Here is a 13,997-nt window from a genome sequence, read left to right as displayed (position 1 = left end):
ACCTGTTGGCGGAATAAAATCAGCAAAGAAATAACTTCTGCAATTTCCCCTATATACCCCGGTTTGACAGACACTTGCGTCTGTCGTCTCAAACACTTGTGTCTGTCAGCTTGAACACAAGTGTTTGTCACGTTGAACACAAGTGTCTGTCAAGCTGTTTTTAAATATGTGATAATCAGGATAATGGCAGTAGGAAAGTCAGCGCATGGACTTCTGCTTCAGAATGACGTAGATGATGACCGGCGCGCCGATGAAAGGAGTGACGGCGTTCAGCGGAATGATGCCCGCCTCGCCCGGAAGGGTGCAGAGCAGGTTGCAGAGCAATGCCACCACTCCGCCGCAAAGAATGGTGACAGGCAACAACGACCGATGGTTGGCGGTGCCCAGCACCATCCGTGCCACGTGGGGGACGGCAAGCCCGATGAAGGAGACGGGACCGCAGAATGCCGTGGTGACCGCCGTCAGCAACCCCGTGACTACCAACAGCCCGTTGCGCACCCGGCGCACGTTTACGCCTAAGTTTTCGGCATAGCGTTCGCCCAGCAGCAAGGCATTTAGCGGTTTGATGAGTAGCAGCGAGCCGAACAGCCCCAACAGGGTGACCGCGGCAAAGGCGGGCATCTGCTGCAAGGAGACACCCCCGAAGTTGCCCAACCCCCAAATCATATAGGACTGCACGCCTTCGGCAGTGGCGAAGAAGTTGAGCAGGGCGATGACGGACGAGGCGATGTAGCCTATCATGATGCCCGTTATCAGCAGCATCACGTTGCTTTTTATCAGTGTGGAGAAGAAGAGTATGAGCGCCATCACCAGCATGGCACCAACGAAGGCACCCGTCAGCACGGAGACGAATCCGGACAGACTGAACGCTCCCGCCGTGATACTGCCTCCGAACAGCAGCATCACCAGCGCCACGCCCAGGCTTGCGCCGGAGTTGATGCCGAGGATGTCCGGTCCGGCAAGCGGATTCTTGAATGCCGTCTGCAACATCAATCCGCAGACCGCCAACGCGCCGCCACACAGCAGGGCGGTCAACGCCTGCGGCAACCGCGATTCCCACAGGATGAAGTTCCAACTCGCCTTCTCCCCTTCGCCTCCGAGGAGGATGCGGAATACCTCGGCAGGCGGAATCGAAACCGACCCCACCAACAGGTTGCCTGCAAACAACAGGAGGATGATTGCTCCCAACCCGATACCGTATTTGGTGCCTTTACTCATTGTTTATTTGAACACAGAGGCACAGAGACACGGAGGATTATTTAAAGAGATAAAAAACTCTGTGTCTCCGTGTCTCTGTGTTGTTTATCATTTCATTTTGCAAAAATAACGCAATCCCCCCAAATCTCCAATTTCGGGGTGCAACATCTGTATGAAGTCCGCCAGCAGATAGTCGGGACGAAAGGGGGTCTCTTCGTAGAAGGGGACTTTGCCGGTGTTGCAGCCGTAGATGTTCCGCTCCTTGAAAGCCTTGAAGCCTGTATAGCCGGCATAGTCGGACTCCAGGTCGGCGTAGGTCATGTCGCGGTCGCGGTTGTACTTGATGGTCCAGACATCGGCATCGCCCGCCTTGTCGAAGACGGTCTCGAAAGCAAGAGGAATGGAACCGCTGTGCTTGTCGTCGGCAAAGGCGTAACGCCCGCAGGCATCCCGGAACAATCGGGCGACCGTGCTATGTCCTCCCGGTACGTACCACGCCGAACCGCTTTTCAGCTCGCTGATGATGGACAGGGAGGTCGATGAAAGCGCGGCACGCTGTTTCAGTTGCCGGTAGTTCGCTTCCACCTTGGCGAAGAGGCTGTCGGCTTGCGGGGCTGCTCCGAAGAGCAATCCGTAGAAGCGCATCCATTCGGCACGTCCTAAGGGGGAGGTCTCCATGTAGTCGGCACATTCGATGAGGGGGATGTTCAGCTTCTCTACACGGCCGTAGCCGCCGCTGTTCTCGAAGGGGGAGAGCAGGATGGCATCGGGGTGCAGGTCGATGATGCGCTCCATGTCGGGGTTCATGCTTTCGCCGCAATCGGCGATGCTGCCTTGACGGCAGGCTTCCTGAACAAAGGGAAGTTGGATGTACTTCAAGTCGCACACGCCTCCAATGCTGCCGGACGCTCCTATTTTGTCCAGCAGACTGCAATGTACGGAGGAGTAGATGACTGACTTGGAGAGCGGTGTACGCACTACGGTACCCTCGGGCAGTTGCTGGGGCAAGGGCTTCTCCTTCGGAAGCAGGATGTAGGTGTGCAGTGTCTTCAGCGTGTCCCACGGATTGCGCAGTGTGGCGACTATATAGTCGGGATAGGCGACCAACGTCAGGTTTTGGGTATGGTGCAAGGCGATGGTGTCACCCTCTTCTGAAACAGAAGAAGCCTTGCCTCTCCCTCCGCACGAGGAAAGAAGCAAGGCGATTGTCAGGCAGACAATAATAAGCTTTCGTTCCATTTTGATTAATCGAAGAATACGGCTGCAAACGGGTTCAAGCCTCCACAATCGAACTTCTTGACCAATGTGCCGTTCTTTTTGAAATGATAGATGTTACCGTTGGTGGTATAGCTGGCAGTTCCTACGTAGATGTCGCCGTTATCATCGTTCACTGCTATCATGCCGATGTTGGTTGTAGCCAATTCGGGAGCCTGTGCCGCCAGGTTGATGACGGATGTCTGTCCGCTCTTGATGTCATACTTGTGGAAGGTAGTGGTATAATGCGTCCAATCTTCCGTGGTCGATGCCACCCAATAAAGCATATCGTTGGCTGCACACATCACGGTTGCTTCACCAAATTCCGTTATCTTGTTGCCATTCTTCGGCTCAATCATTTGAAGGGAAGAGGGCTTGTCTGCATAATCACCTTTGGAAAGCAAGAAGATTCTGTCCTCTTCTTCTACCAATCGGTTGGGGTTGATTGCCACGGTGAGGTCGGCTTTCTTTGTGAATGTGCGCAAGTCCACAGCCACTAAGTTTGTATTGTAAATATAGGCTCCTCCCTCTTGTTTGTAGGAGTTTGCCACGTAGAGAACATCGTCACAGATGGCTACGCCTTCCAGGCTGTCGCCCAATCCACCCAATCGGGCTTCCACAGCCAATGTGTTGGCATTGATTTTCGCAATAAAGCCGTTGTAGAAAGAGGCGTAGATATAACCGTCTTCCGCAGCTAAGTAGCGGATGCCTGCAGATAAATCCGCATCTCCGGCAAAAGAGACGCGTTTCTGTTCTACGCCTGCGGCATTCAGCATTGCCAGGTAGTTGGAGCCATTGACGGCGACGTACATGCGGTCTTCGTACTCTATCAGGTCTTGACCGTTGTCGCCCAGTGCGGCGTTGTTCTGTTTCTGGAAGATGTCACTAATAAAATCGGCGTCTCCGTTGGGTGCATAGAAGGCGATGCTGGCGTTGTTGTATTCCCAACTGCCCTGGTTCAAGATAAACACACGATGGCGCGGCAGTTCCACTTGTGAACCTGTGTCTTCGCGTCTGTCATCATCGTCATCATCGCTGCAAGATGCAAAACCTGCACCCAAAGCCAGCATGCAGAGCATGCCGAATATTAAACTTCTTACTTTCATAATCATTTTGTTTTTAATTGTTTTGTTATAGTTCTTGTCTCTTAAAATTTCAACGTTCCCGTCAACCGCCACGACCGTCCCGGCATCGGATAATACTTGATGACATCGTACTGCTCGTTCGTCAGGTTCGCCATTTCCGCCTGCAACTGCAGCTTGCAACCGCCTAAGGTGAACTCGCGGGAGAGGCTCAACGTATGTTCCAGATAACCGTCAATCTCATTCTCCGGCAGGTTCTGCGCCAGGTAGTAACGCTTGCTGACTCCTATGGCTGAGTAGCCCGCGTTCACCCACGGCGTTTCCAGAATGGCGGAAGCATTTCCGCTGTGCAGGGGTGTATAGGGAAGCTGGTCCTTGTAGTTCTTCGATTCGGGGTCCGTCAGGTCTATGGCCTTCTGCCAGGTATAGCTTCCTGACAGAACCAGCTTGATGTCCTTGTGCAGAGGGACGGCCGTCACCACGGTGGCATCCACGCCTGCGGCGTGTACCTTTCCGTAGTTGGCCATCTTCCAGGCATAGGTGGTGGGGAACGCCACAATCTTGTCCGTCACGTCGTTGTAATAGCCGTCAAGCGTGACCGATACATAGTCAAACAGCGGAAGCTCGTTTTTGTTCCACGTAATGCCTATATTATATTCGTTCGCCTTTTCGGGGCGCAGGTTGCGGTTGCCCATCCGGTAATAATAGAGGTCATTGAACGTCGGCAGACGGAATGTGCTCTTATACATCAATCGGAGAAACAGCAATTCGCCGCTCCATGGCTGCATGCTGACCGAAAGCGAGGGGGCGAAGCGATGGAAATCGTCGGGTGCCGTACCTGCCTTCACGCGTTCCGAAGTGGCGGTGTGTACCAATGCGGCGGTAGCCGTCAGCCAACTCTTCCGATAACGGGCGTTGAAGGCGCTGATGGAGGTGTATCGGGTGGGGAACGGGCATTCCGGGAAGCTGTTGCGCAACTTGTTTATCACTCCGTCCTGTGCCAGTGAGAAGGACAACGCTTCCAGCGGGCGGTAGAGGACGGCGGCGGAGAGGTAATACTCATTCTGCCGGTGATGCTCCTGATAATATCCTTCGGTGTATTCTTTGCCTTCGTCCCGGTACTTGTTCCAGCCGTACGTATATTTCGCCTGAGCCTGCAAGCTCCAGCGGGGGGAAAACCGTTTCCGGTAACATGCCTGCACAAAGGCATTCTCGTCCCAAAGCGTTTCGTCGGAAAGCGGGTTGTAGAGGGTGACGGCACCCGGCAATCCCCGTTCCGAATAGAAGTAGTAGCCCTTCACGTCCAGTTCGCTCTCATCCTTGAATGTGTGGTAGAGGGTGGCCTCCCCTTGATGGGAATGGATGGAGGAGTTGTTCCGTTTCTCCTTCGTCACATACTTGCCGTTGACCAGCGTGAAGGGGTAGTTGCCGTCGGCACGCATATAGTTGGCGTCCACGGCAAGGCGGGTGCGGCTGCCTATTTGCTGCCACCAGCGCACGGAAGGGGTGACATAGCCGAACGAACCTCCGCGCAACCGTACTTGAAATGCGGCATTGCGTCCCTCTTCGAAGTGTGGTTTCTCCGTTTCGATGCTCAATACGCCGGCCGATGCGTACAGCCGTGCGGATTGTAACAATTCTTCCGTCTGCCCGATGGCAAGCGAGAGGGTGGATACATTGTCCAGAGAGAATCGTCCGATGTCGATTTGCCCTGCCTGACAGTTGCTCACGGCAATGCCGTCATAACTGACTGCCGTATGCGCCGCCCCCATGTTGCGTATGGAGACGGTCTTCAAACCGCCGATGCCGCCGTAATCCTTCACATTGGCACCCGCAAAGCGGCGCACGGCATCTGCCATGTTCTGTATGCCGAGCTGGCTGATGTCCTGTTGTGAGATGGATTGTATGGGTACGGCAGTGGTCACCTTGTTAGGCAAGCGCCGTGCGGTGACGGTCACTTTCTCTATCTGATGCACTTTCCCTGTCAAAGTGTCTTTCGGCATCTCTTGGGCGGAGGCGCTGCAGGCGTATATCCAAAAGGAAATGATACAAATCAGTTGTACCCTTGTCTTTCCTGTCATAAAATGACAAAACTTATTTTAAAAACATCCTGTACACTGCCCGCTTTCCTCGAACGGACAATTTCTTGACTTTGTTTTGCAGGTCTTCTGACTCGTTTCCAAGGTATCGCCTTCCCGTTCTTCATTCTTGGAACAGTGGCATAAGTAAAGATACCCCTCTCTTTACGAAACTCACAGCAGCGGGACTGTTCAGGACTTTCACCTGATTCCCTTTTCATCCATTCCCCGAACAGGGATGTGGAACAAAACGGGGGCAAAGATAAGTATTTTGTGAGATATTGCCCGATAATGGCCCGTAATTTTTTTAGTTCATCCGATATTTGGAGTGATGGTGCACAATGACGCTTTCTATCATTAGCGAGCTAAAAACCCGATTATCACTCCAAATTCCGGATGAGCCGGAAAGATTGCTTTTTACCGATTGCGAAAGCCGTAAAATGTAAAAAAATATCATTTTACGCCCAAAAATGCGAAAAATCGCAGTTTTCTCATTTCTCAACAAAAAAACGGCTCCAGGAGTACTTCTGGAAGGGATAGGGAAAGGTAACGACTGAGGCTACCTCAAGTAACGACTGAGGCTGCCTCAAATAACGACTGAGGCTACCTCAGATAACGACTGAGGGTAACGACATGTAGCACTATGATTTTTGAAGTCGTTTTTGTAAAGAATAAATCAATGAATTGAAGGAGGCCGATGGCTCTATGCTTCTTTTATAGTCAAAAAGAAATTCGTTTCCTCTGCCCATTTCCGCAAATTTTTGTTGTGATAGTATCCTATTGGGGGAGATTTGGAAAATGGGAGAGTAAGAAGAATAGGAATAAATAGGATAAATTGATATATATATAGGAATAGAATTATTGCAAAATGATAACCGGATTTTTCCGTGGATTTTAATACTTTGCTTTGATCATTTGTTTTGCCTATGGCGGCGATAGGAAAATCCCTTATTAATCGTTTGGGTGCTCTTGGTGGCGGATGTACTTTTGCGGCGAAATTTAAAAAGCAAAAAATGATGAACCAACCAATGATTGTATGGTGCGTGATAGCGGGAGTGCTATTGTTCGCATTTCTATTCAGAGCCATCGAACGGTATCATGCCGAATGCCGTTGCGATGACCGTAAGTCGAATCATCTGCTCGAAATGGGCAGCGAAAGAGAGATATTCTATATTCCGGGGGATATTGAGGATGACGACTTCGAAGATTTGTAAGGCGGGTGAGGCATCGGCTGCCGCTACCGTTCATGAGACGGCTGTTTTTCTAGCCGACTATGCCTCGTTGCTGTCGGGATGCGGGGCGACCTGCATTCGCATAGAGAAGAATACCCGAAGAATGGTGGAGGCTTTTGGGGTGGAATTTGACATTTCCATCATGCCTACTCATGTCTATGTGTCGGCATGGGACAAGAACGGAACTGATAACAGCGTAGTTGTGCGCAAGACGGCAGGTGGCGGTATCAGTTTCAACCTGAATGCAAAACTCAGTCGGCTGAGCTGGGAGGTTGCGGACAGGCATCTCGATTTTGCAACGGCTGTTGAACGTCTGGACCGCATACGGGAAACCCGTCCGACGGGTAGGCGCGAGGTGCTGTTGCTTACAAGCTTGGCGAACGCTTCCTTCTGCCGCCTTTTCGGTGGTGATGTCATGTCGATGGTAATCGTGTTTGTATCGACCCTTGCCGGCTACAGGCTGAAGCAGATTATGCTTGAAGACAAGCGCGACGTGCGCCTTACCTTTCTGTGCGCCTCCTTCTTCTCCGCCGCCCTCAGTGCCGGAGGGCATGTCTTCAGCATCGGCACCACGCCTGAAATAGCGTTGGGTACGAGCGTGTTGTACCTTATTCCTGGCGTGCCGTATATAAATGCGGTCAGTGATATGATATATCGGCATTACCTGTGTGCCTTCAGCCGTTTTCTGGATGCGGCGGTGCTTACCGCCTGTCTGTCGGCAGGATTGTGTGCGGGTATGTTGTTATTGGGACTGAAATGGTTTTAAACATCTTATGTGGAACGATATTTTATTCAGTATTTTAGAGGACGGATGGTTTGCGGCGATAGCTGCTATCGGTTTTTCCAGTATCAGCAATACGCCGCATCGGGCCTACCCGGCTTGTGCTTTGATTGCCGCTGCCGGTCATTCCATCCGATATGTCCTGACATGGCCCGAATGGGGAGGGATGCATATCATTCCTGCCAGCACGTTGGCCTCATTGGCCGTCGGGGTGCTGGCCGTTCTGTTTGCCTCGCGCATCAAATGCCCGGCCGAAGTCTGTTTCTTTCCGGCGCTGCTGCCTATGATACCGGGGATGTACGCTTACCGCACGATAGAGGCGCTGCTCTCCTGTCTGTATCATACGCAGGAAGAGGCCTTTGGCCACTATTTCTATCTGTTGGCCTATAACGGGCTGACCTGTACGTTCATCCTGTTGGGGATGGTCATCGGTGCCACTATGCCGGTGTTTCTGTTCAAAAAACTTTCGTTTACGGCTACGAGGTAACCGTATTATTTATACTTTTGCATCATTATGGAATTAAGACAGCTAAGATACTTTGCCAAGGCCGCTGAAACACTGAACTTTTCGGATGCGGCCAAAGCGCTGAACATAGCGCAAAGTTCGCTTTCGCAGCAGATAAAGCAGTTGGAGGACGAGCTGGACGTACAACTTTTTCTTCGCAGCAACCATGCCATACGCCTGACTGAGGCCGGAGAACTGATGCTGCCCTTTGCGTTGCGCACCATCCATGAGGCGGAAACCTGTGCAGACCGCATACACGACTTGCAGAAGTTGTTGACCGGTACGCTGAATATAGGGGTTACTTATTCTTTCAGTCCGATACTGACCGAGACGGTCATCTCTTTCATGAAGTTGTACCCCTGCATAAAGCTTAATATCATCTATAAGCCTATGGGCGAACTTATGGAACTGCTGGCCAAGCGGGATTTGGATTTCGTGCTTGCTTTTAAGCCCACACGGCCGGTTGCTGATGTCGAATCGCATATATTGTTCCAAAACAGCCTGTCGGCAGTGATCAGCTCCACCCATCCGCTTGCCTCCAAGGAGCGAGTCACGCTTTCCGAACTTGAAAAATACGAATTGGCATTGCCTTCGAAAGGATTGCAGGCGCGGAATGCTTTTGACAGCCTGGTGACCTCCTACCACCATTTTCAGATTCGTATCGAGCTGAACGAGGTGAACATCCTGCTGAAACTTATCCGTCAGACCCGTTTTGTGACCGTGCTGGCCGAAGATTCCATTTATAACGAACAGGATGTCAAGGCCGTCCCTCTCGATGTTCCCGACAATGAAATGATAGGATGTGTCCACATCCTCAAGGATACCTATCATAAACATTCGATGAAAGAGTTCGTGCGACTGCTGAGTGAGTCGCTTGCCGTGAAGAAGAGGCAGAATTCGTGGATATGACGGTTGGCTGCATGGTCAGCCTATCCTTTGTTGCGCTTCTTATATTGAGATGGCGTTTCGCCGGTTATTTTAAAGAATGTCTTGGAAAAATGATACGGGTCGTAAAATCCCAATTCAAAGGATATCTCCTTGATTTTCATTTCTGTGAAATCCAGCATCTGGCATGCCTTCTGTATCTTGAGCTGGCTGAAATAGTTCAGCGGGCTGTGCCCGGTCTTTTTTAAGAAAATCTGTCCAAAATGGGAAGAGGAGTAGTGGACGTGCTTTGCGATATCTTCCAAAGTAAGATGCTTGTTTATGTTTTCCTTCATGTATTTGATGGAGTCTTGTATGATATCTCCCTTTTTTGACTTATTGACCTCCCTGAATTGGGGGATAAATCTGAAGGAAGCGATGAAATGCCAAAGGCAATGCGTGACGTATTCCAAATTTTCTGTGCTATAGCCCATTTCCAGATTCTTGTATATCTCTTCAAACATGAGGAGCCTGTCCCCGAATCTGGCTTCCGGAGAATCTTCTATTCTTATTACTTTATTGTATATGCTGCTGAACAAGTGGCTTTTTTCTCCGCTGAAATGAATCCAGTATATGCTCCAGGGTTCCTTCTCCGCCGCTCCATACGAGTGTGGGGTGCCGGCCTCGATGATAAAGAATTCTTCTTTTTTCAGGTTGTATCTGGTGTTATGGATGTTTATCCATCCTTTGCCGTCGGTACAATAGATAAGTATATGCTGGTCTGCACCCTCTTTTCTGCTTCGGTAATGTCCTTCAGCTTTCGGATAGTAGCCTATATCTGTAATATGAAGCAATGACGTCAGTTCGTTGCTTGTCAGAATGTCTTTGATTGTCTGAGGCAATACAATGGCCATTTGTCCCTCAAATCCTTCTTTTTTTCGTTCCATGGAATTAGATTTTGTGCAAAGATAGCATTTATCGGGTTATTTTACATGAAATAAGAGATAAAATACATTTTGAGAGAGTGGTTGTTTGTGTTATTTTGCGCTGAAAAAACATATAGTATGAATGCCATGAAAAATTTTAATCAATTGTTTGTCTATTTTGTATGCCTTGTGTCGGCTATGGGAGGTCTTCTTTTTGGTTATGACTGGGTAGTAATAGGTGGGGCGAAACCCTTTTACGAAGTTTATTTTAATATCGCGGACAATGAGACGATGCAGGCCTTGGCCATGAGCATCGCCTTGTTGGGATGTCTTATGGGAGCCACTACGGCAGGCTTTCTGGCGGATAGATACGGTAGGAAGAAACTGCTTGTTTTCTCTGCTTTTATCTTCTTTGTGTCATCGTGGGCTACAGGGGCATCTGCGTCTGTCCCAGCATTTATACTGGCTCGTTTTGTCGGAGGTATGGCGATAGGATTGGCTGCCGACTTGTCTCCAATGTATATTGCGGAAGTGGCTCCTGCCCATATTCGCGGAAAGCTAGTGACGCTCAATCAGTTGACTATAGTACTTGGTATTCTCGGGGCCCAGGTGGTGAATATGCTCATAGCGGAGCCTGTCCCTGCCGGTGCCGCGTCTGCCGATATCTTGAATTCATGGAATGGGCAGACCGGATGGAGATGGATGTTTTGGGCGGTATGTGTCCCGTCGGGAGCTTTCTTCCTTCTTTCCATGTTTATTCCGGAAAGCCCGCGTTGGCTTGCAAGCACGCAACGTTTTGAGCAGGCCCAAAAAGTGCTTTCTTCCATTGGAGGGGAGAAATATGCGACTTCTGAACTTGAAAGTTATAGGAAGACAGGCGATGCTTCCCATTCGGAGGGAGGGGCTTTGTCATTGCTTTTCTCTTCAAGAATGAGAAAAGTATTGGTCATTGGTATAGTGGTCGCCATGTTCCAGCAATGGAGCGGTACCAATGTGATATTCAATTATGCTCAGGAAATTTTTCAAGCTGCGGGATATGGCATTTCGGATGTATTGATGAATATCGTTATCACAGGAATTGCCAACTTGGTGTTTACCTTTGTCGCTATTTATACGGTTGACCGTTTAGGAAGAAAGCCGTTGATGATGATAGGCTCAATAGGCCTGGCCGGTATATATACATTGTTGGGATTAAGCTACTTTTTTGAATTCAAGGGATTTATCATGATAGTTTTTGTGGTCTTAGCCATCGGGTTCTATGCGATGTCCCTTGGACCGATTACCTGGGTCTTGCTTGCTGAGATATTTCCCAACAGGGTTCGTGGAGTGGCTATGGCGGTATGTACGGCGGCATTGTGGATTGCTTCGTTCTTGCTTACATATACATTCCCGTTCTTAAACTCAGGCCTGGGCACGGGCGGCACGTTTATGCTGTATGCGGTAATTTGTTTATGCGGATTTATGTTTATTCTTCGTCATATACCGGAAACAAAAGGAAAGTCTTTGGAAGAATTGGAAAAAGATTTATTGAAAGATAGGAGTGATGATTGATTCTTCTAGGAAGAGGACTTTAAGAAGAGGATGTTCGTCACAGGAACGAGATATTTTACATTAAACAACAACAAAATCATTTAGTTTCACATGGAAAAAATAACTGAATACTTAATCAAAAGCACCGTAGATACTTCCGAGGTCAGGGCTTGGGAAGAGATTGTGATGTTGCCGACTTATGCCATCGGCAAGGAGGAGAAGAATCCGATGTTTCTTGAAAAACGCGTGTATCAAGGAAGTTCGGGAGCTGTTTATCCTTATCCCGTGGTTGAGAAAGTGGAAGATGAAAAGCACGACCGTCCTTGGAGAGCCTTCTTCCTTGAAAACGAGTATATCAAACTGATGATTCTTCCTGAACTTGGAGGACGCATTCAGATGGCATACGACAAGATAAAGAAGCGTCATTTCGTATATTACAATCAGGTGATAAAGCCTGCGTTGGTGGGGCTTACGGGACCGTGGATTTCCGGTGGCATAGAGTTTAACTGGCCGCAACACCATCGTCCGAGTACTTACTTGCCAACCGATTGCAAGATTGAAGAATTTCCCGATGGAAGCAAAACCGTTTGGTGTAGCGAAGTAGAGCGCATGTTCCGTACCAAAGGGATGGCCGGCTTCACTCTGTATCCGGGAAAAGCGTATGTGGAAATCAAGGCGAAAGTATATAACCGCACTCCGTTCCCACAAACTTTCTTGTGGTGGGCAAACCCTGCCGTTGTTGTCAATAAAGGTTATTATTCGGTATTTCCGCCCGATGTAAACGCTGTGTTTGACCATGGAAAGCGTGCTGTGTCAAGTTTTCCTATAGCTACGGGCGAATACTATAAAGTGGACTATTCGGCCGGTGTGGATATTTCCCGTTATGATAATATTCCGGTTCCTACCTCCTACATGGCTATCAATTCCAAGTTTGATTTTGTGGGCGGATATGAAGAACATATCGAAGCAGGGCTTCTCCACGTGGCCGACCATCATGTGAATGCCGGCAAGAAACAGTGGACATGGGGACATGGAGATTTCGGACAAGCATGGGACAGGAACCTGACCGACGAGGACGGGCCGTATATTGAGCTCATGACCGGCATGTACTGCGACAACCAGCCGGATTTTGCCTGGCTACAGCCATACGAGGAAAAGTCATGGACCCAGTATTTCATGCCATACCAGAAAGTGGGAATGGTGAAAAACGCCACGCGCGACGCGCTTATCAACCTCCTTCCCGAAGGAGAAGATAAGATGAAGATTATGCTCTACACCACTGCCGCCCACCGTGAAGTACGGGTCATGCTGACTAACATGGAAACCGGTAAAGTCTATCTGGATGCGCTTACCGCAGTGGCACCGGACAACTCATACGTGAATGCGGTGGCCTGTGATATTCGTAAACCTGAAAAACTGAAGCTTACGGTCCTTGATGAAAAAGGTAAGGTGCTGGTAAGCTATCAGGCATCGGAACCGGAAATCAAGCCTATCCCGGAACCGGCAAAAGCGGCTCTTGACCCTAAGAAGATAGCGAGTATGGAGCAACTCTTCCTCACAGGGCATCATTTGGAGCAGTATCGTCATGCCACCTATCTTCCAATGGATTACTATATGGAAGCGTTGAGCCGTGACGAGAGTGACATTCGCTGCAATAATGCGGTGGGCCTGTTGTTGATGCGTCGCGGGCGTTTTGCCGAAGCGCAAGGATATTTCGACCGTGCCATCAAGACGCTGACCGAACGCAATCCTAATCCATACGAGGGCGAACCGTATTATAACCTTGGCTGGAGCAAGAAAATGCAGGGAGACATGGATGGCGCATACGATGCTTTCTTCAAGGCCACTTGGAATGCCGCGTGGCAGGATGCCGGCTATATGGGACTTGCGCAAATAGATATGATTCGTGAAGATTACGCAAACGGCCTTGAGCATATCAATCGCTCTTTATATCGTAACTGGTTGAACCATAAGGGACGACAGCTGAAAGCCTCTTTCTTGCGTAAGACCGGAGCACTGGAACAAGCGGAAGCGTTTATCAGCGAATCATTGTCGATGGATAACTTCAATATGGGATGTCGTTACGAAGCCTATCTTATCAATGTATTGAAAGGCGACACGGAGGCTGCCGCCGCGGTTAAGTCGGAAATGAAGAGACTGATGCGTGGGGCTGCAAACAGCTATTTGGAGTATGCGATAGATTATGCCTCCGCAGGCATGTACGAAGAGGCCGCCCGGCTGCTTTCGTTTGTGACTGAAGATGGAGAGGCTACATATCCGATGGTTTACTATGCATTAGGTTACTTGGCCTCCATGAGGAATAAGCAGGATGAGGCTTTGACGTATTACCAAAAAGCGGAGGCGATGTGTCCCGACTGCTGTTTCCCAAACAAGTTGGAAGAAGTGCTCATGCTTCAGGATGCGATGGCTCTTAACCCCGAAGGCGCAAAGGCCCCTTATTATTTGGGTAACTTCCATTATGCCGCCCGCGTATATGAGGAAGCGATTGCCTGCTGGGAAAAGTCTGTTTCAATTGATGATACATATC

At 49.6% G+C, this 13,997-nt stretch carries 11 protein-coding genes and 1 riboswitch; of the genes, 6 read left to right on the top strand and 5 right to left on the bottom strand.

Going from position 1 to position 13,997, the window contains the following annotated elements; genetic code table 11:
- Positions 1 to 198: 198 nt before the first annotated feature.
- The 4 genes from K2G43_RS03495 to K2G43_RS03480 form a co-directional block, all read right to left on the bottom strand.
- Complete coding sequence (locus tag K2G43_RS03495) at positions 199 to 1,218, bottom strand: iron ABC transporter permease (RefSeq protein ID WP_297644285.1); 1,020 nt, start codon at positions 1,216 to 1,218, stop codon at positions 199 to 201.
- Positions 1,219 to 1,305: 87 nt separating this feature from the next.
- A complete protein-coding gene (locus K2G43_RS03490) occupies positions 1,306 to 2,436 on the bottom strand; it encodes an ABC transporter substrate-binding protein (RefSeq protein WP_300152982.1) in 1,131 nt (376 codons plus the stop codon).
- A 5-nt stretch (positions 2,437 to 2,441) separates the two neighbouring features.
- A complete protein-coding gene (locus K2G43_RS03485) occupies positions 2,442 to 3,557 on the bottom strand; it encodes a hypothetical protein (protein WP_300152981.1) in 1,116 nt (371 codons plus the stop codon).
- A 41-nt stretch (positions 3,558 to 3,598) separates the two neighbouring features.
- Entirely contained in the window at positions 3,599 to 5,614 is a 2,016-nt protein-coding gene (locus K2G43_RS03480) for a TonB-dependent receptor (RefSeq protein WP_300152980.1), read from the bottom strand.
- Positions 5,615 to 5,673: 59 nt separating this feature from the next.
- Positions 5,674 to 5,877: riboswitch (cobalamin riboswitch) on the bottom strand.
- A gap of 747 nt (positions 5,878 to 6,624) precedes the next feature.
- Between K2G43_RS03480 and K2G43_RS03475 the strand changes: the two genes are divergently transcribed.
- The 4 genes from K2G43_RS03475 to K2G43_RS03460 are packed head-to-tail and all read left to right on the top strand — an operon-like array spanning position 6,625 to position 9,038.
- Positions 6,625 to 6,825, top strand: a complete 201-nt coding sequence (locus K2G43_RS03475) for a hypothetical protein (protein ID WP_297643792.1) — start codon at positions 6,625 to 6,627, stop codon at positions 6,823 to 6,825.
- Complete coding sequence (locus tag K2G43_RS03470; protein WP_297643790.1) at positions 6,803 to 7,609, top strand: threonine/serine exporter family protein; 807 nt, start codon at positions 6,803 to 6,805, stop codon at positions 7,607 to 7,609. Before K2G43_RS03475 ends, K2G43_RS03470 begins: the two co-directional genes overlap by 23 nt.
- A gap of 7 nt (positions 7,610 to 7,616) precedes the next feature.
- Positions 7,617 to 8,111, top strand: a complete 495-nt coding sequence (locus K2G43_RS03465) for a threonine/serine exporter family protein (protein WP_300152979.1) — start codon at positions 7,617 to 7,619, stop codon at positions 8,109 to 8,111.
- Positions 8,112 to 8,138: 27 nt separating this feature from the next.
- Entirely contained in the window at positions 8,139 to 9,038 is a 900-nt protein-coding gene (locus tag K2G43_RS03460; protein WP_300152978.1) for a LysR substrate-binding domain-containing protein, read from the top strand.
- A gap of 20 nt (positions 9,039 to 9,058) precedes the next feature.
- On the opposite strand, the gene K2G43_RS03455 is transcribed toward K2G43_RS03460, so the two are convergent.
- Positions 9,059 to 9,940: an AraC family transcriptional regulator gene (locus tag K2G43_RS03455; RefSeq protein ID WP_297643784.1), complete on the bottom strand. Its 882-nt coding sequence runs from the start codon at positions 9,938 to 9,940 to the stop codon at positions 9,059 to 9,061.
- Between the two features lie 117 nt (positions 9,941 to 10,057).
- On the opposite strand from K2G43_RS03455, the gene K2G43_RS03450 reads away from it, so the two are divergent.
- Both K2G43_RS03450 and K2G43_RS03445 read left to right on the top strand, forming a co-directional pair.
- The gene (locus K2G43_RS03450; protein ID WP_300152977.1) at positions 10,058 to 11,470 is read left to right on the top strand and encodes a sugar porter family MFS transporter; all 1,413 of its coding nucleotides are present in this window, start codon (positions 10,058 to 10,060) and stop codon (positions 11,468 to 11,470) included.
- A 90-nt stretch (positions 11,471 to 11,560) separates the two neighbouring features.
- On the top strand, positions 11,561 to 13,997 hold a 2,437-nt coding region (locus tag K2G43_RS03445; RefSeq protein ID WP_300152976.1), incomplete at its 3' end, for a DUF5107 domain-containing protein.

The sequence above is a fragment of the Bacteroides sp. genome (assembly GCF_029057325.1).
In the GTDB taxonomy this organism is placed as follows: Bacteria; Bacteroidota; Bacteroidia; order Bacteroidales; family Bacteroidaceae; genus Bacteroides.
This window is presented reverse-complemented; position numbering and strand designations above follow the sequence as displayed.

Coding starts and splice junctions, on each gene's coding strand:
- K2G43_RS03495 (WP_297644285.1), bottom strand. CDS start 1,218: ATGAGTAAAGGCACCAAATACGGTATCGGGTTGGGAGCAATCATCCTC.
- K2G43_RS03490 (WP_300152982.1), bottom strand. CDS start 2,436: ATGGAACGAAAGCTTATTATTGTCTGCCTGACAATCGCCTTGCTTCTT.
- K2G43_RS03485 (WP_300152981.1), bottom strand. CDS start 3,557: ATGAAAGTAAGAAGTTTAATATTCGGCATGCTCTGCATGCTGGCTTTG.
- K2G43_RS03480 (WP_300152980.1), bottom strand. CDS start 5,614: ATGACAGGAAAGACAAGGGTACAACTGATTTGTATCATTTCCTTTTGG.
- K2G43_RS03475 (WP_297643792.1), top strand. CDS start 6,625: ATGATGAACCAACCAATGATTGTATGGTGCGTGATAGCGGGAGTGCTA.
- K2G43_RS03470 (WP_297643790.1), top strand. CDS start 6,803: ATGACGACTTCGAAGATTTGTAAGGCGGGTGAGGCATCGGCTGCCGCT.
- K2G43_RS03465 (WP_300152979.1), top strand. CDS start 7,617: ATGTGGAACGATATTTTATTCAGTATTTTAGAGGACGGATGGTTTGCG.
- K2G43_RS03460 (WP_300152978.1), top strand. CDS start 8,139: ATGGAATTAAGACAGCTAAGATACTTTGCCAAGGCCGCTGAAACACTG.
- K2G43_RS03455 (WP_297643784.1), bottom strand. CDS start 9,940: ATGGAACGAAAAAAAGAAGGATTTGAGGGACAAATGGCCATTGTATTG.
- K2G43_RS03450 (WP_300152977.1), top strand. CDS start 10,058: ATGAATGCCATGAAAAATTTTAATCAATTGTTTGTCTATTTTGTATGC.